At 69.1% G+C, this 21,732-nt stretch carries 18 protein-coding genes; 10 read left to right on the forward strand and 8 right to left on the reverse strand.

Going from position 1 to position 21,732, the window contains the following annotated elements:
- Window positions 1-1,160: glycoside hydrolase family 3 C-terminal domain-containing protein (locus tag J7E89_RS19910; RefSeq protein WP_214975383.1), on the forward strand; the 1,160-nt coding region annotated here is incomplete at its 5' end.
- Window positions 1,161-1,490: 330 nt separating this feature from the next.
- Window positions 1,491-2,498 (forward strand): LacI family DNA-binding transcriptional regulator, encoded by a 1,008-nt coding sequence (locus J7E89_RS19915; RefSeq protein WP_214975385.1) that lies wholly within the window; start codon window positions 1,491-1,493, stop codon window positions 2,496-2,498.
- On the opposite strand, the gene J7E89_RS19920 is transcribed toward J7E89_RS19915, so the two are convergent.
- Together J7E89_RS19920 and J7E89_RS19925 are read right to left on the reverse strand one after the other, a co-directional pair.
- The gene (locus J7E89_RS19920) at window positions 2,495-3,100 is read right to left on the reverse strand and encodes a phosphatase PAP2 family protein (protein WP_308315536.1); all 606 of its coding nucleotides are present in this window, start codon (window positions 3,098-3,100) and stop codon (window positions 2,495-2,497) included. The genes J7E89_RS19915 and J7E89_RS19920 overlap by 4 nt on opposite strands.
- A 208-nt stretch (window positions 3,101-3,308) precedes the next feature.
- Window positions 3,309-4,247 (reverse strand): alpha/beta hydrolase, encoded by a 939-nt coding sequence (locus J7E89_RS19925; protein WP_214975389.1) that lies wholly within the window; start codon window positions 4,245-4,247, stop codon window positions 3,309-3,311.
- Window positions 4,248-4,462: 215 nt separating this feature from the next.
- Here J7E89_RS19925 and J7E89_RS19930 point away from each other — a divergent pair, with 215 nt between their 5' ends.
- The 8 genes from J7E89_RS19930 (at window position 4,463) to J7E89_RS19965 (ending at window position 14,616) form a co-directional block, all read left to right on the forward strand.
- Window positions 4,463-4,903 (forward strand): ATP-binding protein, encoded by a 441-nt coding sequence (locus J7E89_RS19930; RefSeq protein WP_214975390.1) that lies wholly within the window; start codon window positions 4,463-4,465, stop codon window positions 4,901-4,903.
- Window positions 4,904-5,118: 215 nt separating this feature from the next.
- A complete protein-coding gene (locus J7E89_RS19935; RefSeq protein ID WP_374196838.1) occupies window positions 5,119-7,104 on the forward strand; it encodes a benzoate-CoA ligase family protein in 1,986 nt (661 codons plus the stop codon).
- A gap of 90 nt (window positions 7,105-7,194) precedes the next feature.
- The gene (locus J7E89_RS19940; protein ID WP_214975394.1) at window positions 7,195-9,588 is read left to right on the forward strand and encodes a bifunctional salicylyl-CoA 5-hydroxylase/oxidoreductase; all 2,394 of its coding nucleotides are present in this window, start codon (window positions 7,195-7,197) and stop codon (window positions 9,586-9,588) included.
- A 12-nt stretch (window positions 9,589-9,600) separates the two neighbouring features.
- Window positions 9,601-10,641, forward strand: a complete 1,041-nt coding sequence (locus tag J7E89_RS19945) for a carbon-nitrogen hydrolase family protein (protein ID WP_214975396.1) — start codon at window positions 9,601-9,603, stop codon at window positions 10,639-10,641.
- A complete protein-coding gene (locus tag J7E89_RS19950; protein WP_214975398.1) occupies window positions 10,638-11,750 on the forward strand; it encodes a cupin domain-containing protein in 1,113 nt (370 codons plus the stop codon). Before J7E89_RS19945 ends, J7E89_RS19950 begins: the two co-directional genes overlap by 4 nt.
- Window positions 11,751-11,959: 209 nt before the next feature.
- Window positions 11,960-12,865, forward strand: coding sequence for a fumarylacetoacetate hydrolase family protein (locus J7E89_RS19955; protein ID WP_214975400.1), 906 nt, complete (start codon window positions 11,960-11,962; stop codon window positions 12,863-12,865).
- A gap of 114 nt (window positions 12,866-12,979) precedes the next feature.
- The gene (locus J7E89_RS19960) at window positions 12,980-13,720 is read left to right on the forward strand and encodes an Asp/Glu racemase (protein ID WP_214975509.1); all 741 of its coding nucleotides are present in this window, start codon (window positions 12,980-12,982) and stop codon (window positions 13,718-13,720) included.
- An 83-nt stretch (window positions 13,721-13,803) separates the two neighbouring features.
- On the forward strand, window positions 13,804-14,616 hold the full coding sequence (locus J7E89_RS19965; protein ID WP_214975402.1) for a PaaX family transcriptional regulator C-terminal domain-containing protein: 813 nt from the start codon (window positions 13,804-13,806) through the stop codon (window positions 14,614-14,616).
- A 43-nt stretch (window positions 14,617-14,659) separates the two neighbouring features.
- Here J7E89_RS19965 and J7E89_RS19970 read toward each other — a convergent pair whose 3' ends face one another.
- The 6 genes from J7E89_RS19970 to J7E89_RS19995 are packed head-to-tail and all read right to left on the reverse strand — an operon-like array spanning window position 14,660 to window position 21,728.
- Entirely contained in the window at window positions 14,660-15,121 is a 462-nt protein-coding gene (locus J7E89_RS19970) for a hypothetical protein (protein WP_214975404.1), read from the reverse strand.
- The gene (locus tag J7E89_RS19975; RefSeq protein ID WP_214975407.1) at window positions 15,108-16,391 is read right to left on the reverse strand and encodes an Hsp70 family protein; all 1,284 of its coding nucleotides are present in this window, start codon (window positions 16,389-16,391) and stop codon (window positions 15,108-15,110) included. Before J7E89_RS19975 ends, J7E89_RS19970 begins: the two co-directional genes overlap by 14 nt.
- Window positions 16,388-18,580: a dynamin family protein gene (locus J7E89_RS19980; RefSeq protein ID WP_214975409.1), complete on the reverse strand. Its 2,193-nt coding sequence runs from the start codon at window positions 18,578-18,580 to the stop codon at window positions 16,388-16,390. Before J7E89_RS19980 ends, J7E89_RS19975 begins: the two co-directional genes overlap by 4 nt.
- A 6-nt stretch (window positions 18,581-18,586) precedes the next feature.
- Window positions 18,587-19,189, reverse strand: coding sequence for a hypothetical protein (locus J7E89_RS19985; protein WP_214975411.1), 603 nt, complete (start codon window positions 19,187-19,189; stop codon window positions 18,587-18,589).
- A 17-nt stretch (window positions 19,190-19,206) separates the two neighbouring features.
- Complete coding sequence (locus J7E89_RS19990; protein WP_214975413.1) at window positions 19,207-20,025, reverse strand: C39 family peptidase; 819 nt, start codon at window positions 20,023-20,025, stop codon at window positions 19,207-19,209.
- Window positions 20,022-21,728: a dynamin family protein gene (locus J7E89_RS19995; protein WP_214975416.1), complete on the reverse strand. Its 1,707-nt coding sequence runs from the start codon at window positions 21,726-21,728 to the stop codon at window positions 20,022-20,024. Before J7E89_RS19995 ends, J7E89_RS19990 begins: the two co-directional genes overlap by 4 nt.
- Between the last annotated feature and the right edge of the window lie 4 nt (window positions 21,729-21,732).

A 21,732-nucleotide genomic window follows, 5' to 3' on the forward strand; every position in this document is an offset into this window, starting at 1 on the left:
CCGGCTGCCGGGAGGGCAGTCGTCAGGCGCGCGAAGCGCGTCAAGCCCGCTGCCGCAAGGTAAGCAGGAATCTCCCGGCTTCAGCCGGGAGAGCACTTCAACCCGGCGACAACTTCGACTACCACCTGATCCCCTTCGAAGCCGCCTTCGCGGCCGGGACCTCGCAGATCATGCCGTATTACGCCATGCCGATCGGCACGTACCACGAGGAGATCGGGTTCGGCTTCAACAAGGGTGTCATTACTGGCCTGCTGCGCGGAGAGTACGGCTTCGACGGCATCATCTGCACCGACTGGGGTCTGGTGACCGACACGGAGATCTTCGGAGCACCCTTCCCCGCCCGCGCCTGGGGAGCCGAGCACCTGGACCGCCTGACCCGAGTTGAACGCATCCTCGATGCCGGAGCCGACCAGCTGGGCGGCGAGGCTGCCCCCGATCTGGTCCTGGAACTGCTACGCACCGGACGGGTGACGGCCGAGAGGATCGACGCCTCAGCGGCACGCCTCCTGCGGGAGAAGTTCATCCTCGGCCTTTTCGAGGATCCGTACGCGAACCCCGACACAGCCGCCGAAGTCTGTGGAAGCGCCGGGTTCACCGAGGCGGGTCTTGCCGCGCAGAGCCGCTCCATCACTGTGCTGAAGGACCGGCCGGACAACGCTGCGGCTCCCAGGCTTCCTCTCGCCGGCGACGTCCGCATCTACGTCGAGGGAGTCGACGTAGATGTCGCCGCGCGGTACGCGACAGTCGTTGCGACGCCCGAAGAAGCCGACGTGGCGATCCTGCGTATCGCCGCCCCTTACGACAAGCGACGGACCACAGGGTTTGAGTCCTTCTTCCGGGCAGGCCGTCTCGACTTCACGGAGGAGGAACTCCGTCCAGTGCTCGACGTCGCGGCCACGGTTCCCACGGTCGTGGACATCTTCCTCGACCGTCCTGCGGTCATACCGCAGATTGCCGCACACGCGGCGGCGCTCGTGGCCAATTACGGCGCCTCGGACACTGCGCTGCTGAATGTCCTCTTCGGCCTCTCAGCGGCCGAAGGGCGCCTGCCGTTCGAACTGCCCAGCTCGATGCAGAGTGTCGCGTCGAGCCGCGAGGACGTACCCAACGACTCCGTGAATCCGCTTTTCCCCTACGGCCATGGCCTGCGACTGGGCTGAGCTCAGCTCCGAGCGGGAGGGTGGCAACTGCCGTCGTGGCAGGTGCCACCCTCCGCGCCGTTCGCGGCCGGTAGGAGTGAACACCGCCGGCAACTGCGCAGCGTCCTCGGCCTGGTGTCTGACGGCTGCGCCCAGGCGCCGCAGGTCGACACGGCGCAGTGCGTCGTGCAGATGTTGCGGGTCCTGGGCCAGGATGGCGCCGTGAGCAGGGACCGGTCCGTCGTATCGCCTGGTCGCGGCCCCGGCAGTGCTGTCCGCCGACTCACCAGTAACGCGTGTAACCTTGGAAGGAAGCGGTCAGTCGGACCGAGGGGAGCGAAGAAGGACGTCATGGCCCGAGACACACCCGCCCAAGCCTCCATCACCAGCGCGGACGTAGCGCGTCTGGCCGGGGTGTCCCGCGCCACCGTGTCCTTCGTACTCAACGACACTCAAGGGCACCGGGTCAGCGAGAGCACCAGGGCGCGAGTGCTTTCCGCGGCGAAGGACCTCGGCTACGTGCCGCACGCGGCCGCCCGTTCTCTGCGCGCCGGGCGAAGCAATCTGGTCCTGATGCCGGCGTCGATCTCCGCGATCGGCCGCCTGGTCAGCGACTGGGTGGACGACCTGCACAGCGAACTCGACCGGCACGGATACACCACCGTCCTGCACGCCGGCCGCTTCCCTGACCCGGTCAGCGCCGCCCGCTCCTGGGCCGAACTGCGGCCCGCGGCGGTGCTCGCCCTGGACGGCGACGGGCTCACGGTCCAGGCGGCCGACCTCCTGCGCCGCGCCGGCGTCCGCGGACTTCTCGCCTTCGCGTCTCGCCCGATGGAAGGAATTCACACGGTGGCGTTCGACCACGCCGACATCGGCGCGGCCGCCGCTGAACACCTCATCCGGCGCGGACGCAGCAGGATCGGAGTGGTCATGCCGCAGGAGCGTGGGCTCGACGCCTTCGCCCGACCGCGGCTGGCCGGGGCCCAGGGCGTCGCCGCCCAGCACATGGCGACCGTCACGCCGGTGGAGCTCGCCTACACCCGCGAGTCCGCCGGGGCTTTGGCCAAGCGCTGGATGTCCTTGGAGCTGGACTCTGTCTTCGCTTTCAACGACGAGTACGCAGCCCTCCTGATGCATGCCCTCCAGGCAGAGGGCATCACCATTCCGGACGACGTGGCCATCGTCGGCTCCGACGACCTTGTGCTGTCCGCCCTGCAGCAGCCGCCACTGACCACGGTTCGACTCGAACTGCCTTCGGCGGCGTTCATCGCGGACACCTTGCACGACTTGATTGAGAAGGGGACGGCGCCGCCGGTGCCCGGCATAGAGACCGTGCTGGTCCAGCGCCAGACGGCCTAACCTTCCAGGGCCAGCTTGTGCCGGAATATCGACCACGACAGTAGAGCGGTGCCTGCGCCGGCCGCCGCGCCGGCGACGGTGTCGCTGAGCCAGTGCGCATGCAGCCATGTACGGCTCCACATCATCGCCAAGGTGAACAGCACACCCCCGACCCACCACGCGCGTCGGCGGGCCATGGGGATCAAGAGGGCGCCGATCATCACCACCAGCATGGCTGCCCCAGCAGCGTGCCCGGAGGGAAAGGAGCCGTGGTCAACGCGGACCATCGGGTTCTCCGGGCGGGGACGGTCCACCAGGTACTTGAGGACTTGGACGACCAGCATGCCTCCGCCCAGGTACGTGGCGAGCAGATAGAAGACGGACCACCTGCGCTTTCGCATGATCAGGAAGATCAGGAGACCGACGGGCACGACGACCCCCAGCGGTCCGCCGAACCAGTTCAGGACAGCAGCCATGGCGGCGTAGAGACCGTCGTGGGGACCTCCCATCCAACCCAGCCAGCGCTCGTCCGGCCCTTGGAAGGGCGGCTGTGCGGCATCCGAGTGGACGGTGATCCCCAGCAGTGCGGTGACGAGGACGCAGAAAATCCCCAAAGGAACCACGCCCGCTCCGGGCGGAGCAGGAGTGGATCTGCGGCGTGTGGCGGCCACCGGAGTATCAGGGGCGGCGACCGGAGTGTGGGACATGAGAGCCTCTCGCGGCCGCGAATGCCCGCGGCCCAGATCTGATGAACGGGGACTCGGAACACAGGTCCGAAGGTGGGGGCGCGGCAGAGTGGCGCGCCCCCTCGCAACGGGCGGCAGATGCCGGTCAGGCGCCGAGGTGGCGAGCCAGGAAAGCGACACCCTCGGTGACGATCGGGGTGACATCCGGGGCGCCGATGAAGATGTGGTCGGCACCGTCCACGGGTTGGAGCGTGACATCGCCGTCCACCGCCCGGAGAGCCTTGGCCAGCGCCTCGCTCTGGCTGTACGGGACGAGAGCGTCCTGAGTGCCGTGAACCAGAAGGAACGGCGGGGGAGTTGACCCTTCGGCGTACGTGACAGGGCTGGCGACCCGCGCCAGCTCCGGCCGCTCCTCGGCAGTGCCGCCCAGCAGTGCCGCGTAGGGATCGGGGAATTCGACGCCCGGCGGCATCGGCGGCATGGGATGCGAGAGCAGGGCGCCAAGCTCGGAGACCCCGTACCAGTCCACGACCGCCTGGACCGCCGAATGCCCCTCTCGCACACCCTCGTTGCCTTCCAGGGCCTGGCCCCTGGGGCTTCCTGGTGTCACGAGCCCCGTGAGTGCGGCGAGATGACCACCTGCCGACTCCCCCCAGACGCCGATGCGCTCCGGGTCGATGCCCAAATCGGCGGCGTACTTGCGGACATAGCGAATGGCAGCCTTCACATCGTGGAGCTGGGCCGGGAAGGGCGCTTCAAGGCTGTGCCGGTAGTCGATGCATACGAGCGCCAGTCCAGCTCCGAGGATCGAGCCGTGCAGCAAGGTGACGGGAACGGTTGGCGGCGGGTAGCGCCGGTCGCCGTCCAGCCACCCTCCACCGTGGATCCAGACCACCGCCGGAACCGGATCGTCACCCGGTGGCATGTGGACGTCGAGCAAGCGGGGCCGGTAGCCGGGAGTCGTCGCGTAGGTGATCGCGTCGAAGCGGCGTACGCCGTCCTCGGTCACCACTGGGGGCTCTGGAGCCCGGTAGGGAGGCGGAGGCCACGCGTGGTCGAGGTCGACCGGAGCGGATTGCGTCATGGGGGCCCTTTCGAATCAGTTGGGAAGCAGGGTCTTCATGTCATTTGTCCGAAATGCTTGCGCTTTCCCGTGGGAGATGCTTAGCATGTTACACGTGTAACAACAACCTGGCGACGTCCAGGGTGCGCCCTGGATACTGGACATCACCGGTTCCCACTCGGCCTCCGTTACACGAGCAATCCGCGGCCGTACGCCCTCCTGCTCGGGAGCTCCTCATGCTCACTGCTGCTGTGGTTCGCACCGGCCCGCCCTCGGGTCGGCGCACGTTCACTCACTGGTCGTTCAGTCCGACCGCCGCCACTGTCCCGCCGATCCGGGCCCGGGTTCGTGCCGTCCTTGAGGCGTGGCGGATCTCCCTCGATCTTTCCGGCACCTTGCTGCTGGCTGTCAGTGAGCTGGTGACCAACGTGGTCCGGCATGCCGCGTCGGTAGCCGACAGGCTGCGCGTCACCGTGACCTTTGGGGGCGGGTGGCTCCGGCTTGACGTGGCCGACGGGGATCCGTCCCTGCCGCACGTCGGTCCGGTCGACCTGGAGGCCGAGGGTGGCCGCGGGCTGGCGATCGTCGGACTTCTCGTCGCGGAGGCGGGCGGGGAAGTGTCTGTAGTTGCCGACCGGCGTGGCAAGACCGTTCGGGTGTGCCTGCCGGTGGTCTGAGGCGAGCGGGGTGCAACACGCTGTTAACAAAATTGAATGTGTCGAAATATTGACGGCCGCAATTTTGGCGAGATACTAACTTCACTCTCCCCGCTGCCCCGAGATTGAGGTGCCGCCCCATGGAGCTCTCCCCGTCTGCGCACGTCGATTCCTTCTGTCGCGATCGACTCCCGCCCCTGCCTCTCTGGCCCGAACTCCGCTTTGACCTACCGGAGTTGCACTACCCGGACCGGCTCAACGCGGCCCAGTACCTGCTCGACGGCGCTGTCGAACGCTGGGGCCCCGACCGTGACTGCCTGCTGACTCCCACCGAGCGGTGGACGTACGGCGACCTGCTGATCCGAGCCAACCAGGTCGCTCAGGTGCTGACCCAGGACTTCGGGCTTCGCCCAGGCAACCGCGTCCTGCTGCGCGGCCCGAACAACCCCTGGTTGGTGGCTGCTTGGTTCGGTGTGCTCAAGGCCGGCGGGGTCGCCGTCACCACCATGCCGCTGTTGCGTGCCACGGAGCTCTCCGACCTCTGCGACATCGGCCGACCGACTGTTGCCGTATGCGACCACCGCTACCTCGACGAGCTTGCCGCTGCCGACACCCCCGGCCTCGCTGTACTCGCATACGGCGGCACCACAGAAGCGGATCTCACTGCGCGCTGCGCGACCAAGGACGGGCGCTTCAGCAACGTCGACACCGCGGCCGACGATGTGGCCCTGATCGCCTTCACCTCCGGAACAACTGGTCGGCCGAAGGCGACCATGCACTTCCATCGCGACGTACTGGCCAACGCCGACACCTTTTCCCGCCACGTCCTCAAGCCGCGGCAGGACGACATATTCACCGGCACGCCTCCGCTGGCCTTCACCTTCGGCCTCGGCGGACTCGTGGTCTTTCCCCTGCACGTGGGCGCGGCAACCCTGCTGATTGAGCAGGCCGCCCCGCAACAGCTCGCCGACTTGGTGGAAGAGCACGGTGTCACCGTGCTCTTCACCGCACCCACCGCCTACCGGGCAATCATGTCTGCCGGCGCAGTGGGCCGGCTGGCCGGACTGCGCCGCTGCGTATCAGCCGGTGAGGCGCTGCCGGCGGCAGTGTGGGAGGAATTCCATGCCGCTACGGGGCTGCGCATCATCGACGGCATCGGTGCCACTGAGATGCTGCACGTATTCATTTCCGCCGCTGACAACGACATACGGCCCGGTTCCACCGGGAAACCTGTCCCCGGATACCGGGCACGTGTGGTGGACGAAGAAGGCCGGCCCGTCCCCGACGGGCAGCCCGGCCTTCTCGCGGTAACCGGCCCCACCGGCTGCCGGTACATGGACGACCCGCGCCAAGCGACGTACGTCAGAGGCGGCTGGAACATCACTGGCGACACCTACATCCGGGATGCCGACGGGTACTTCTGGTACGTAGCCCGCAGTGACGACATGATCGTCTCCTCCGGGTACAACATCGCGGGGCCAGAGGTGGAGAAGGCGCTCGCCGCCCACCCCCACGTCGAAGAATGCGCCGTCGTCGGCGCGCCGGACAGCGAGCGCGGGATGCTCGTCAAGGCGTACGTGGTCCTCCGTGCAGGCGTCGTCGCCGGCGAGGCGACCGCCACGGAACTGAAGAACCATGTCAAGCAGTCGATCGCGCCTTACAAGTACCCGCGCGCCATCGAGTTCATCGCCGAACTGCCGCGTACCAGCAACGGAAAGCTCCAGCGCGGCGAACTGCGCAGGCGGGCCCACTCCGCTCCACCGAAGGACAGCTGTGCAGCCGGATCCGCTGAAGGTCGGGAGCGCAACCTCCCCAGCGTCGTCGTCGAGAGCCGCGTGGAGTGGCAGGACACCGACGCGGCCGGTCACTACCACCACTCCACAGTGGTGCGCTGGGCCGAAGCCGCCGAAGCGGCCTTGTTGCGGCGTCTTGGACTGGCGCACCTCTTCGGCAGCACCCCTCGCGTCCACTTCGAGGCCGACTACCGGGCCCGTCTGTGGTTCGGCGAGAGGGTCCTTACTGAAATCCGGGTCACCAAGGTCGGAAACAGCTCCCTGCACTACGCCTTCACCGTCAGGGGCGAAAGGGCGGAGGTTGCCGCCGTCGGGTGCATGGTGATCGCCCACTCTGCCGCCCGTGCCACAGGAACCACCCCCTGGCCGGATGACGTGCGGGAGGTCCTCACCAAGGCCGGCCCGCAAGCCGCCGAACTGTTCGCGTAACCGAGTCACACACTCGATGTCTATGTCGATCTATTGATGGTCGCAAAGAAAGCGGCATAGGTTGTTGTTCAGAACCACAAGGAGGACGCAGTGCGCGTAGCAGTAATCGGAGGAGGGCCTGGAGGGCTGTACTTCGCGGCCCTGGCCAAGCAGCTCTCCCCGCGATGGGACATCACCGTCTGGGAACGCAACGCGCCTGACGACACATTCGGCTTCGGTGTCGTCTTCTCCGACGAGACGCTCGACGGCATAGCGCAGGCCGACCCCGAAATCTTTGACGCCATGTCAAACGACTTCGCGCGGTGGAGCGACATCGACGTCCGTTACAAGGGGCAGGTGCTCACCTCGGGAGGCCACGGCTTCGCGGCTCTGGGCCGCAAGCGGCTGTTGCAGATCCTTCAGGAACGCTGTGCCGCACTGGACGTGGACGTTCGCTACCGCACCCAGGCGCCCCAGGTGGAGGAACTCTCCTCCCAGTACGACCTGGTCGTCGCCGGTGACGGCGTGCGGTCGGCCACCCGTGCGGCGTACGCGGACACCTTCCGCCCGGACCTCGACGAGCGGAACTGCCGCTACATGTGGCTTGGTACGGACAAGGTCTTCGAGGCCTTCAACTTCATCGTCGCCGAGGGGGACTTCGGCACCTTGCAGGTCCACGCCTACCCGTACGACGGCACCCGCTCCACGTTCATCGTCGAAATCGACGAAGCCTCCTGGCGCCGTGCCGGCTTCGACAAGTTCGCCGCCCGTGACCACCCCGCCGGGACCAGCGACGAGGACAGCATCCGGCTGTGCGAGGACATACTCGCCGAACCCCTCGACGGCCACCGCCTCATCCCCAACAACTCCAAATGGATCCGCTTCACCACGGTCCGCAACAAGACCTGGCAGCACGGCAATGTCGTACTGCTCGGCGACGCCGCCCACACCGCTCACTTCTCCATCGGCTCCGGCACCAAGCTCGCCATGGAGGACTCACTCGCTCTCGCCGCCTGCCTTCATGAGCACCCCGACGTCCCTACCGCGCTTGCCGCATACGAGGCCGAACGTAAGCCGGTCGTCGAATCCACCCAGCGTGCGGCGCAGGCGAGCCTCGAATGGTTCGAGAACGTCGGGCGCTACACCGGCCAGCAGCCGCACCAGTTCGCCTTCAACCTCCTCACGCGCAGCCGCCGGGTCACCTACGACAACCTGCGAGTCCGAGATGAGGAGTTCACGGCCGCAGTCGGCCGGAGCCATGTCGCAGATGACTCGTCGGGAGTTGCGCGGCCCGGGGACGCGAACGTTCCGCCGATGTTCCGCCCCTTCTGTCTCGGTGGCCTGCGCCTGCGTAACCGCGTGGTCGTGCCCCCGACCGCCCTGTTCACCGCGCGTGACGGTGTGCCCGGAGACTTCGAGCTCGTCCATCTCAGCACCCAGGCGCTGGGCGGATCCGGTCTGGTCTTCGCCGGCATGACGGCCGTCAGCCCCGACGCCCGAGCCACTACCGGCTGCCCGGGGCTGTACACCGGCGAACAGAAAGCGGCCTGGCGGCGCATTACCGACTTCGTCCACCGTCAAACAGAAACCTGTCTCGGCATCCAGCTCACCCATGCCGGACGCCGCGGCGCCACGCACACACCGCGCCCCGACGGCAGCTCCGTTCCCCTGGACGCGGGGGCCTGGCCACTGGTCGCCGCTTCACCACTGGCCTGGGACGAACGCAGCGCGGTGCCGCGTGAAGCCACCCGGCAGGACATGGACGTCATCACACGAGACTTCGTCGCCGCAGCGCAACGCGCCCACAACGCCGGCTTCGACGCCCTTGAACTCCAGTACGGCCACGGGCACTTGATGTCCTCGTTCATTTCGCCGCTGACCAATCGGCGCACCGACCCCTATGGCGGCAGCCTTGCCGGACGACTGCGCTTCCCGCTGGAAGTGCTGCGCGCGGTCCGCGCTGTCTGGCCCGCGGGCAAAGCTCTCGTCGTTCGCATTTCCGCCGCAGACTGGGCCGAGGGCGGCACCACCGAGGCGGACGCCGTCAACATCGCCCGCGTTCTCGCAGAGGCCGGCGCCGATGCGGTGGACGTGTCCACCGGCGAGGTCGTGGCCCATCAACAGCCTCGATACGGTCGCAGCTACCAGACGCCGTACGCCGATCTGATCCGCAACGCCACCGGAGTACCCACCATCGCGGTGGGTGCCATCTCGACGTATGACGATGTGAACTCGATCATTCTGGCCGGCCGGGCTGAACTGTGCGCTGTCGGCCGCGCCCAGCTGCACGACCCCCTCTGGACCCTGCACGCTGCGGCCGCCCAGGGCTACGTCGGCCCGGCGGCTCCCTGGCCGCCCTCTTGGAAGGCGGGCAGCGGGCGCCCTCCTGGGGCGCGAACGGACCGTATCCCGCCCCGGCTTCAGCTGCTCCGGCAAGCCACCGCGCCCGTGCACCAGCGCTGGCTCGCGCCCATCGAAGCTGCCGCCGCTCCGACAGCCCGCTGATCAGGAGGACTGATGGAAAATCTACCCCGCTTCACCGCTGCGGCAGTCCAGGCGGCGCCGGTCTATCTGGATCCCGCCGCGACCGTCGACAAAGCAATCGGACTCATCGCTGAGGCCGCCGCGGCCGGCGCCGCACTTGTGGTGTTTCCCGAGGTCTTCGTCCCCGGTTATCCGTACTGGAACTGGACCATGAATCCGGTGCAGGGCTCCCCGTGGTTCGAGCGTCTCTACCGCGCGTCCATCGATGTACCCGGCCCGCACGTGGACGCGTTGCGCGCGGCGGCTCGCCAGTACGGCGTTGTCCTTGTGATCGGTGTCAATGAGCGCGGTCCGCACAGCCTGGGCGTCCTCTACAACACTCTCCTGACGATCGGCCCCGACGGCGAACTGCTGGGTGTGCATCGCAAGCTGGTGCCCACCTGGGCCGAGAAGCTGACCTGGACCGGGGGAGACGGCAGTTCCCTGCGGGTCCACTCCACCCCTGTCGGGCCGCTGGGTGCGCTCGCCTGTGGTGAGAACACCAACACCCTCGCCCGGTTCACCCTGCTGGCACAGGGCGAACTGGTGCATGCCTCCTGCTACATCGCCCTGCCGGTCGCCCCTGCCGACTACGACATGGCGGACGCCATTGCTGTACGTACCGCGGCTCACAGCTTCGAGGGCAAGGTCTTCTCCGTTGTGGCCTGTTCGACGATCTCGCCGGAGATCGTCGACACCATCGCGGGCGATGACGAGGAGGTACGTCGGACCCTCGCGCGTCCACGCAGCGCACTGTCCGGGATTTTCGGCCCCGATGGCAGGCCGGTCACCGAACCGCTGATCGACGAAGAGGGCATCGTCTACGCCGAGATCGACCTGTCCAAGTGCATCCAGCCCAAGCAGATGCACGACATCGTCGGCCAGTACAACCGCTTCGACGTCTTCCAGCTCCACGTCGACAACACACCCCGCACGCCGGTCACATTCACGACCGACCCTGCGCAACAGACAGCACACCCCGTCACCGCCCCGCTCTTGACCGAGAGCACCAGCACCACAAAGGAGGACGCATGACCACCGAGTACGACGACGACCAGCTCGGCCGCGCCCGGGTGGCCGACACACCCGAACTCACCGCGTACTACGCCGAACTCGCGGGACGCGAGGCCGGTGCTCTTTGGACCGTCGCCAACGACATCGAACCGTGGTTCCCGCAGCCGAAGTCCGTACCGGTGCTGTGGCGGTACGATGAACTGCAGCCCCTCGTCCACAAGGCACTCGACATGGTGAAGGCTGACGATGCGGGCCGGCGAGTGGTGATGCTCGTCAACCCGGGCCGCAAGGACGTCAGCGCCGCAGTCGGGCTCCTCTATACGGGCTTGCAGATCATGGGCCCCGGCGAAGCCATGACCGCCCACCGGCACCAGGCGGCTGCCCTGCGCTTCGTCCACGAGGGCACCGGCGCCTGGACCATCGTCGACGGCCAGAAGCTGAGGGTGAGCCCGGGCGACTTCGCCATCACGCCCAACGGCACCTGGCATGAACACGGCAACGAGTCCGACGATGCTTCCGTCATCTGGCAGGACGGCCTCGACATCCCTCTGGTCAACGCGCTGGACGCGGGCTTCTACGAGGTCCACCCGGAGCTGTACCAGAAGCCGGGCAAGGTGATCAACTCCTCCGTCCTCACCTACGGCGCGAACCTCCTGCCGTACGGCGTGGACAAGTGGACCGAGCCCTACTCGCCGCTGCTGGCCTACCCGTGGGAGCCGACCTACGAGTCGCTCCGCAGCCTGGCCAAGGCCTCCGAGGGCTCCCCTTACGACGGCTTGATCGCGGAGTACACCAACCCCGTCACCGGCGGCTCGGTCATGCCCACGATGAGCGCTCACATGCAGTTGTTGCGTCCCGGCCAGGCGACCCGGGCCCACCGGCACACCGGATCGGTCATCTACACCGCAGCCAAGGGCCACGGCGTCTCAGTGATCGCCGGACAACGCTTCACGTGGAAGAAGGGCGACATTTTCTGCGTCCCGTCCTGGGTCTGGCATGAGCACCACAACCTCGACCAGGGCGACGACGCCTGTCTGTTCTCCTTCAACGACTTCCCCGTGATGCGCGCCCTGGGTTTTTACCGCGAAGAGGCCTACACCGACAACGGAGGGCACCAGCCCACCGCCTAGACCAGCCCACCGCCTAGACCCGCGCCCGCCGTTACCACCACCCGCCGGCCCTGACACCGGTCGTGGAACGGCAGCGCGACCGGGGACGGGCCTTGTGCCCCGCATCGTCCCCGGTAACGGGGCGGTGGTGCGGAAACCTGACCTCTTCACCACCGCCCCATCCTCCAGCCCGTACCCCTCGCTTATCGCGTATCCCGCAAGGAGCTCCCATGCGCCTGGTCACCTACACCCACAACGACGCCTCCGCCCGCCTGGGCGCACAGATCGACGACCGTGTGATCGACCTGGCTGCGCTGGCTGCCTGTCACGGCGAGCAACTCCCTCTCGACCTGCTGTCCTTCGTCCAGGCCGGAGACACTGCCCGCGAGACCGCGCAGCGCCTGCTGGCCGGTGACCCGGCTGAATGGCCGTCCGATGCCGTCCACGCGATCGACGACGTCACGCTGAGCGCTCCTCTGCGGCCAGGGAAGATCATTGGCGTCGGGCTGAACTACGTCGAGCATGTCGAGGAGTCCAGCCGCAGCCTGGACACCGACAAGGAACTGCCTCCGCGTCCGGTGCTCTTCAGCAAGCCCGCAACCGCTGTCACCGGCCCTGGACAGCCGATCCGCCACAACGCCAACCTGACGAACCAGCTCGACTGGGAATGCGAGCTGGCTGTCGTAATCGGCCGGAGTGCCTTCGGCGTCAGCGAGGACGACGCCTTCGACTACATCTTCGGCTTCAGCATCATCAACGACATCAGCGCCCGCGACCAGCGCCGCTCCGGCCAGTGGTTCTTCTCCAAGGGCCAGGACACCTTCGCACCCCTCGGACCGGCCGTGGTCACCGCCGATGACATACCCAACCCGATGGAACTCGACCTCGAACTGCGCGTCAACGGTGTCACCAAGCAGAAGTCGAACACCCGCCACATGCTCTTCCCCATCGCCCGGCTCATCGCCGACATCACCTCCGGCGTCACCCTTGAGCCCGGGGACATCATCGCCACCGGCTCCCCCTCGGGCGTCGGCGCCGGCATGGTCCCGCCCGAGTTCCTCAGCCCCGGCGACACTGTTGAGGCCACCGTCGAAGGCATAGGCACCCTGACCAACCCCGTGACCGACGCGCGCTGAAACACAAGCACCGCCCGCAGCCACCCTCACACAAGCCAACTGAGCAACAGGAGCGCCCCTGTGTCCCCCCGCACCTACCGGATCGGCCAGATCGTGCCGAGTTCCAACGTCACCATGGAAACCGAAGTGCCCGCCATCCTGCGCGCAAGGGAAACCATCGCCCCGGAACGCTTCACGTTTCACTCCAGCCGGATGCGCATGACCCATGTCACGCCGGAACAGCTCAAGTCCATGGACGCGGACTCGGACCGGTGCGCCGTCGAACTGTCCGACGCTCACGTGGATGTTCTCGGCTACGCGTGCCTGGTGGCCATCATGAGCATGGGCCTGGGCTACCACCGCACTTCTGAGGAGCGCCTCCACACCCGCACCGCGGAAAACGGAGCGCCGGCGCCGGTCGTCACCAGCGCCGGCGCCCTCGTCCACGGACTGCACACCCTCGGGGCCAGGAAGATCGCCCTGCTCGCGCCCTACATGCGGCCCCTCACCAAGACCGTCGTGAACTACCTCACCCACGAAGGCATCGAAGTCCTCGACTACGAGGCGCTCGAAATCCCCAACAATCTCGAGGTCGCCGCCCACGACCCCTCCAAGCTGCCGGGCCTCGCCCGCGCACTGGACTACGCGGACGCCGACGCCGTCGTCCTCTCGGCATGCGTGCAGATGCCCTCACTGGGGGCCATCGAGGAGGCGGAGCAGCTTCTGGGCAAGCCGGTGGTGTCTGCCGCGGTCTGCACGGCCCACCAGATGCTTCGTGCGCTCGACCTTCCCGCGATCGCCCCAGGAGCCGGCCACCTTCTCTCCGGCGCCCACGCCGAGGCTCCCCTCCCACAGCGGACCGCCCCAACGGCGTGACGTCGGGTGACGGGCTGCCCGGCGTCGATTCCCGACACTGCCGCTCGATAGGATCGCCACCGCACACGACGGAAGGCGATCATGTGGAAAGCTCCAGGCCAAGCTCTCTGATCAACACGGTCTACGGAGCGTTCCTCCGCCGGCTCGGCGGGTGGATCTCGATCGCCGACCTCATCGTGCTGCTCGCCGAGCTGGACGTGGAAAGTCAAGCCGTACGCTCAGCCATCTCCAGGCTGAAGAAGCGCGGTGTACTGGAACCGGAACGCCGCTCCGCCACCGGATACCGGCTCAGCCCAGCCATGCACACCGTTTTCGACGAGGGTGACCGACGCATCTTCGGCAGCCTCGAGCCGGCCGAGTTGAGAGACGGCTGGGTCATGGCGGTGTTCTCCGTACCCGAGTCCGAACGAGCGCACCGTTACCAATTGCGCACCCGTCTCACCTGGCTCGGGTTCGGCAACCTCGCGCCCGGCGTCTGGCTGGCACCCGGCCGTCTCCTGAAGGATGCCCGCAGCACACTCACGCGGCTTGGACTGAGTGACTACGTGCACCTCTTCACCTCGGATTACGCCGCCTTCAGCGACCTGCGCACATCGGTCGGCTCCTGGTGGGACTTCCCAGCCATCCAGGCGCAGTACGCGTCGTTCACCGATACGTATGGTCCAGTCGCGAAACGCCTGGGCGCGAGAGAGGACGTAGCCGGCAGCGAGGCGTTCCGTCACTACGTACCCATGCTGACTCAGTGGCGCCGACTCCCTTACCTCGACCCCGGCCTGCCCGCCGAACTGCTCCCGCAGGACTGGAACGCCGTTGCCGCACGTCAGGTGTTCCAGCAGCTGCATGACGTGCTCGCGTCTCCCAGCCTGGATCATGTACGGAAAGCCACCGCCCTGTAGGGGGCGTCATGCCGGACGGGCCGGAGCGGGTGCCGAGGGCGGCTCACAGCCGGAACTCCCGATGGCACCAGGTGAACAGCTCCCGTGCCTCATCGAGCCACTGGTCGGCCATCGCGTGGAAGGCCGACCGGGACAGCCCGCAGGCCAGGGGCAGTGTACGGATGCCGCTGAGGTACGCGGGGCGGGCGCCGCCGAGGCCGCAGACCGCGAGCATGGGGGCCAGCCGCTCGACGTTCCAGGCGTTGGCGGCGGCGGCCGCCAGGGCGAGCTGATCCTCCGCCAGGTAACGGTCGTCCGTGACCAGCACCAGCAGCAGTTGATTCCGGGTTGTCGTGAAGGCCAGCGTGATCTTCCGCCGAGCCTCCGGGTGGTCGAACCCGACCGTCACCGAACCCGCGTCGGCTTCGAAGGGGAGGTCGTGCCGCGACACCCAGGTGCTCACCAGCCGTTGCCACTGGTCAGACAGCGGGAGCCCGTCGGGCGAGGGAATGTCAGGTCCGGGCACGTCGTACCGCCTCCAGCACCATACGGTCGGTCAGACCGGCGTCCAGCAATGCCCTGACCCCGGCCGGGAACGTACGTACCGGACGTGGCTGCGGCGGCGCGGCCACGCGGGCGGGAACCGCACCCCGGGCGAGCCAGGCCGCCCCCGTGGCCACCGCGAGTTCCGGCTCGGACACGTCCATCACCGGCCGCCCCGAGCGGGCGGCCAGCAGCTCACCGACCATGGGAAGCCGGGAGCTGCCGCCCACCGGGACGATGAGGTCGAGATCCGCCCAGCCGAGGCCGTGGGACCGCAGCACCCGCTCGCACTCCGCGACGGTGTCCGACAGCAACGGACGGACAGCCTCCGTCAGCTCGGCCTGCGTGAGCGTCACCTCGACCGGCGGATCGAGCATGGTGAGCAGATCGGTGTGCTCCGACGAGACGGACAGTTGCTGCTTGAACGCGGTGCACGCCTCCGCGAGCTGGGTCCTGCGGCGCAGCACCCCCGCCCCGCGGTCGTCCGCGTCGCTGTCACCGTCCGCGTCGCTGCCAGAAGAGCGCAGGGAGTCCAGGGCGGCGGCGGGACAGCGGTCCCGTATCAGTCCGAGCACCGCCTGGTCGATGGCCAGCCCGCCGACATGGGGCAGACCGCCGGGGGAGCCGAGGACGGTGAAGCCGTCCCTCGTACCCCGGGCGATCGCCAGGTCGAACGTACCGCCACCCAGGCCGTACACCAGGACGGTCCGTTCCCGGTCCATCCCATGGTCGTGCAGGGCGTAGACGGCGGCCGCCACCGGCTCGGTGTGCACCTCGACCGTCTCCGGCCGGAGGCCCGCGGCCTCGGCCGCGTTCAGCATGAGCCCCCGGCGAGCCCGCTCCCAGGTGGCCGGAACGGTGATCCCCACCCGCTCCGGCTCGGCCCCGACCGCCCGGCGGGCCTGCTCCACGAGGAAGCCCAGAACCCGCGCGGTCAGCTCCTCGCTGCTGAACCTGCGCTCACCGAGCCGGTGCGGGAACGGCTCGCCGAACTCCCGCTTGAATTCGGCCCGGAACCGCTCGGGGCGTCGCAGACGCGAGTTCTGGGCCGCCTGCCCGACCACCGTCGATCCGTCGGGGAGCAGACACACGGCGCTGCGTACGGAGGTCGCCCCGTGAGCGCTGACGGGATCGCGTACCGGCAGCGGGGGGTGCCCCGGACGCAGTACGACCAGGGCGGAGGCCCAGGTGCCGAAGTCGATGCCGTAGACCACGCCGCCGGTCGCGCCTCCACCGGTCGTGCCGCCGGTCATGGCGTGTCGAACTGGTCGGGGTCGAAGGACGCGCCGATCGCCGGCGGGAGGGTGGTGTCGATCACCGGCGGCCCGGACATCGCATCCACCCCGGAGGCATCGGTGGGGCCCTGGCCGGGGACGGCGGTCGCCGCGCCGGCGGGGGAGTCCGGGCCGAGCGCGTGCAGAGCGGCGTCCAGGGCGAGGTCCACCGCGACCTCGCCGGCCACCGTGGCCGCCGTGACCCCGGCCATGGCGGCGACCGGGGAGGACGCGGTTCGCTGCGGTGTCCCGGGCGGCGCCAACCGCGTGGCCAGGACCGCCGGTCCCGGCCGGGGCCGGGAGGGCGCTGCCGACCGCATGGCCAGGCGGTCCACACGGGAGCGCAGCCGGTCGAGCTCGCCCTGCAGCCGACGGTAGCGCTCCTGGCGGGCCAACAGCTCGCCGCGCCTTCGCGTCTGGGTCTCCTTGGTCTGCCGGCTCGCCTCCTGGAGCCTGCGACCGGACTCGGCGAGTGACTCCTGCTGGGCCGCGAGCTGCGCGTTCAGCTCCTTGACCATGGACTGGGCGATATCCCCGTACGCCTGTTGGAAGGAGTCGCAGGCATGCCGCCGGTTGGCGGCGATCTCCTGGCAGACCAGCTGCAGCAGCCGCGCGTCACGCTCGCGCTGGGCCCGCTCGCGCAGATCCTGCCGGTGGTTACGGAAACCCTGCACGACGCCCGCGATCCACAGCCCGCCTCCCACGGCCATGCCGCTGAACGGTTCGATCATGGCGACGGCGGCTCCCGCGCCGAGTCCGGCCATCCCGGTGGACCAACTGGCACGGAGCTGGTCGAAGACACGGGCGGGCCGGACGTTCAGCGGCACGGTGGGGACCGTGATGCTGGGGGTGAAGGGCGGTTGGGATGCCTCGGGTGAAGTGAGGCGGAGACTGGTGTGCCGGGCGAACTCCGCCATGATCTGCATGGCCACGCCGGCCAGCCGGTCATGTGCCTCGGTGAGCGCCCCGTGCATGCCGGAGGCGACCGCGCCGATGAGCTCGTCCGAGCCCGGGTCGGCCCCGGCGGACACCTGCTCCTGGTAGCCGCGCAGCACAGCGTCGAAGGCGTCCTGCAGCGCGGCGCGGGTCTGCCGGGTGTCCACCTCGAGGCGCCGGGTCAGCTCGGAGCGCCAGCTCGCGCTGCCGGAACTCAGCTCCGCGAGCCGGGCGGTGGTCTCCTCGACCTGGCCGCGGATCCTCCGCAGGGACGCGTCGGACTCCAGCGCGGCCAGTTCGTTCACCAGCGGCGACCCTGCCGTCGCCAGGGAGTCGCCCAGCCCGTCCAGCGCCCGCCGCAGCTGTGCCGCGCAACTCGTGGCGGCGAGCCCGTCCCACAACTCGCGGTCCAGTTCCGGGAAACCCGAGTCGGTGAGCAGCTGATCGTCGGTGCGGTCCCGGAGCCACTTGAGCTTGCGGAACGAGGACACGGGCACGATCACCAGGCTGTCGGCCGGCCTCCCCAGGCGTCCGGCGAGCTTCTCGCGGGCGCCCGCGACCACCGGACCGGCATCGCGCACCTTGTCGGTCTTGGTGACAGCGGTGACGACCACCTCGCACTTCTCCAGAGCCTCGCTCAGGAAGTCCAGCTCGTACGTGGCGAGCGGCTCGATCGCGTCGCAGACGAAGACCAGCCCGTCGGCCCGCTCCAGGAAGGCGCGGGTGGCCGCTGTGTGTTCACCGTTGACGCTGCCGACACCAGGGGTGTCGACGACCACCAGTCCCCCTTCCAGCTGGGGCACCGGGGCCTGGACCTCGACCAGCCGGACCTTCTTGTGATTGCCGGGGTTGCCCTGCTCAGTGACGTACGCGGGAAGCTCCGCGAGCGTCAGCTCCAGCCGCCGGGTGGCGCCCCCGCCACCCGGGTCCCCGAGGTGCACCACCGCACGCTCCTCGGTACCCCATGCCAGCGTGGAGACCACACAGGTGGCCACATCGACGTCGACCGGAAACAGGCCGGGCCGTTCCACCAGGGCATTGAGCAGCGACGACTTGCCGCGCTTGTACTCACCGACCACCACCACATGGCAGGTGCCGGCCTCCAGGCGCTCCCTGGACCGCGCGAGCAACTCGCGCCGACGGGGGCCGAGCTCGTCCAGCAGCTCGTCGAGGACTCTCGGGTAGGCGGCCAGCACGTCGGTACGCAGACGGCTGATTGCGTTGTCCCGCATGGTGGTTCACCCTTCGTCGGGCAGATGGTCGCCGGGCAGGTACTGCCGGAGGAACTTCGGCGCGAGTCGCCGGTAGGAAGGGACGAGGCAGGGCTCCAGCAGCCGGCCCAGCAGCTCCCGGAACTCCGCGGTCACCGCCGCGTCGGGCTGCCGCCCGAGCGAGAACGCGGCGAAGAGTTCGTCGTACAGGCTGAACAACCGGGTCCGCAGCGCGCGGTATCCGGCGTTCGACAGCCCCTCGACGGCGGGGTGGGGGAAGCGGCCGATCGGGTGCGCCCACTCCTGCCGGGAGCGGTGCGGCTCCTTGAAGCGCAGATCGGTGTACTCGACGAGGCGCCCGGTCGACCAGCCGACGGTGGCCGTGGCGATCGGAGGGAAGAGGTCGGCGCCGCCGGCCGGGTCGGGACGCAGGACGAAAAGCGGCAGCCGGGCGAAGACCCGCGGCTCGCCGTCCTGGATCACGGCGATCGGAACGGGCCAGCCGATGCCGCACTCCATGGGCGCGAGCTCGGACAAGATCCGTGAGCGGCGCAGTGTCCTGACGAGGTACTCGCAGCGCGGCAGTCGACGATCGACGCGACTCGTGCCGGGCTCGATACGGGTCCTCATGCCGGGCTCGGTACGGCTCACGGTGAGACCGCCCCGGGGGTACCGGCCGCCACCAGCAGGTTGCCGGAGTCCTGCCACGCGCCCATGAACTCGTCCAGCGGGACCGCCAGACCCTGGCCGTCCGGATGCCCCGAGTCGTTGAGTATCACCATCGGGTTGGCCGGGTCGCTGTGGTCGAAGCCGGTGACCCACACGGCATGGTCGGCGTCCTGACCCGGAATGCCCGGCACACCGCCCACGGGGTCGTCCGCCGGGTCGTACCCAGCGGTCCAGATCTCACTGGAGTCGACCCCCACGATGGCCGCCCCGCCGCTCGAGACCACCTGCTCCAGCTGCTCCAGCGACGCCCCCTCCACATGCTCGACCGGGACACCGTGGTGCTCCAGGAGATTCCCCACATCGGCGGGCGCGGTACCGGAACCGTCGAACCAGCCCATGCTCGCCGCCTCCTGGGTGAGCTGCTCCTCACTGAACTCCTGGCCGGTGAGATAGGTGAGGACCATGCCCTGCGCACCGATGGCACAGGCTCCCTCACCGGTGTGCGGCCGCCACACCTCCATGGCCTCAGCCGGAGTTCCGGAGACGGCCGCGGGATCGCTCTGCGCCGGATCGAAGTTCGGCAGGTCGGGGACCGCGCCCGGCGGGCCGAGGGCCGGACCGGGGTACGGCGCCTCCGTTCCGGAGCCGTCGTAGGGGATTGCCAGAGCCGCCGGGTCCACCGGGTCGCCCAGAAGCATTTCGTCCGTCAGATTGACCGGGGACGACGTATCCGTGTAGTCGGTGAGGTCCACCTCGGACGCGGCCCCGGCGCCCGGGTCGTACGGTTCCCAGCTCATCGCCCCGTCCCTTCGGCGTCGTCCATCCCGTACAGCAGCTCCCGGGCCCGGCCGATCTGGTCCGCCACCCGCTCGTAGGAGCGCAGCACCGCCCTCGCCACGGAGAGCGTGGGCCGGTCGACCAGCGGGTCGCAGCACAGCCCGGCCCACTGGGCGGCGTGACGGCGGGCCGTCGCCAGCAGCGTGTCGACCGGTGTGCCGGCGGGCAGGCCCAGCCGGGCCGCACAGCTGGTGCCGTGTTCGCCGGTGACCGCCAGCAGCTGGGACTCCTGCTCCGCCGTCAGGTCGAGCCCGCCGTTGTAGTACGCGCCCAGTGCGGCCAGTTCCGCCGGCCCCGGGTCGGTGACCTGGAGCCGCTCCAGCCGAGCGGCCACCCGGTCCGCCGCGGCGGGCACCGGCCGCCCGGCGAGCTGCGCCGTGGCCCGCAGCCGGGACACCTCGTCGGCGATCTCGCGCCGGCCGTGGTCCAGCTTGATCAGCCCGGCGCGGTTCCCGAAGTGCCGCAGGACGAGCTCCCGCAGTGCGAGTACGCCGCTGCGCTCCAGCAGAGTCCGGCGTACCGCGTCCTCACCCAGGCCCTCCCGCAGACAGCCGCAGGCCAGAAAGACCCCCCACGCCCCCATCCGGTCGACCAGACCGGCGCGGACCCCGGCCGGGACCGGCAGTTGGGGGTACTCGCGGCCGCAGAAGAGACTGACGTCCTCCATGAGGTCCGCGAGCCGCCGGGGCGGCACCTTCGCCAGCTCCGACAGTGGTCCGAACGCCTCCGACGGCATGCGTTGGGCGGCGATGCCGAGCAGACCCGCGACGGGCACGACCGTGCGGAACACCCTCCGCACGGCGGGCCGTTGCGCGTACGAGTCGGCAATGCGGCGGGCCGTCACCATCGGGTCGTAGTCCAAGGGGTCGGCTGGCATCCCGTCGGGACCGGTTTCCCCCACCGGAGGCCAGTACTGGTCGCTGCGCGACAGCACCCCGAACGCCTTCAGCGGGCTCACGACCGCCCCGTACGCCCCGGCGAAGCTGTCGACCGCCTGCTGGTCGGCCCGTCCCAGACCACGGCTGAAGACGAAGACGACGGCGTCGGCCCGGTCCATCTCGGCCGCGCTCAGGGCGTGCACCGACCGGGCGTCCCCGCCCAGCTCCTCGAGCAACCGGGCGGCGTCCTCCCGCTCCACCGGATCGTCGATGCCGAGGAAGGACAGCGTGTTGCCGGCGTCCGTCCCGTGCACACTGCCCAGCCCCGGAGTGTCCACGATCCGGAACCGGCGCAGCAGAGCGCTGGGCCGGCCCACCTCGACCTTGCGAATGGCACGCAGCTGCCGCAGCCCTCCGGCGTCGCGCACGGTCAGCCGGGACAGCGCATCGGGCGGCCACTCCTCGGCCGGACGGCCGTCCTTGAAATGGACCAGCAGCCGCGGCCGCTCCGCGTGGTGGAACTCGGAGACATTGAAAGTGAGTTCCAGCTGACCGGTCTCACAGACCTCCTCGCCGAGCAGCGCGTTGACCAGCGTCGACTTGCCGCGTTTGATCTGGCCGGCCACGGCCACCCGCATGGGCTGCGCCATGCGGGCCCGTGCGGTGCGCAGGATGGCAGGGAGGTTGCCGGCCTCCGATCCCGCAGGGCCGAGGTCCTCGGCAATCCGGGCGAACACCCGGCCGTGGGGGCCTGCGACGTCCGCCGGAACGAAGGTGTCTGTCACGCCG

This window comes from Streptomyces sp. ISL-100, from assembly GCF_018614615.1.
Taxonomy (GTDB): domain Bacteria; phylum Actinomycetota; class Actinomycetes; order Streptomycetales; family Streptomycetaceae; genus Streptomyces.

What these genes read in the sequence shown, in the direction of transcription:
- J7E89_RS19960 (WP_214975509.1), top strand. Translation starts at nt 12,980, where the DNA reads ATGGAAACCGAAGTGCCCGCCATCCTGCGCGCAAGGGAAACCATCGCC.
- J7E89_RS19980 (WP_214975409.1), bottom strand. Translation starts at nt 18,580, where the DNA reads ATGCGGGACAACGCAATCAGCCGTCTGCGTACCGACGTGCTGGCCGCC.
- J7E89_RS19925 (WP_214975389.1), bottom strand. Translation starts at nt 4,247, where the DNA reads ATGACGCAATCCGCTCCGGTCGACCTCGACCACGCGTGGCCTCCGCCT.
- J7E89_RS19990 (WP_214975413.1), bottom strand. Translation starts at nt 20,025, where the DNA reads ATGAGCTGGGAACCGTACGACCCGGGCGCCGGGGCCGCGTCCGAGGTG.
- J7E89_RS19915 (WP_214975385.1), top strand. Translation starts at nt 1,491, where the DNA reads ATGGCCCGAGACACACCCGCCCAAGCCTCCATCACCAGCGCGGACGTA.
- J7E89_RS19950 (WP_214975398.1), top strand. Translation starts at nt 10,638, where the DNA reads ATGACCACCGAGTACGACGACGACCAGCTCGGCCGCGCCCGGGTGGCC.
- J7E89_RS19955 (WP_214975400.1), top strand. Translation starts at nt 11,960, where the DNA reads ATGCGCCTGGTCACCTACACCCACAACGACGCCTCCGCCCGCCTGGGC.
- J7E89_RS19975 (WP_214975407.1), bottom strand. Translation starts at nt 16,391, where the DNA reads ATGACCGGCGGCACGACCGGTGGAGGCGCGACCGGCGGCGTGGTCTAC.
- J7E89_RS19945 (WP_214975396.1), top strand. Translation starts at nt 9,601, where the DNA reads ATGGAAAATCTACCCCGCTTCACCGCTGCGGCAGTCCAGGCGGCGCCG.
- J7E89_RS19930 (WP_214975390.1), top strand. Translation starts at nt 4,463, where the DNA reads ATGCTCACTGCTGCTGTGGTTCGCACCGGCCCGCCCTCGGGTCGGCGC.
- J7E89_RS19985 (WP_214975411.1), bottom strand. Translation starts at nt 19,189, where the DNA reads ATGAGGACCCGTATCGAGCCCGGCACGAGTCGCGTCGATCGTCGACTG.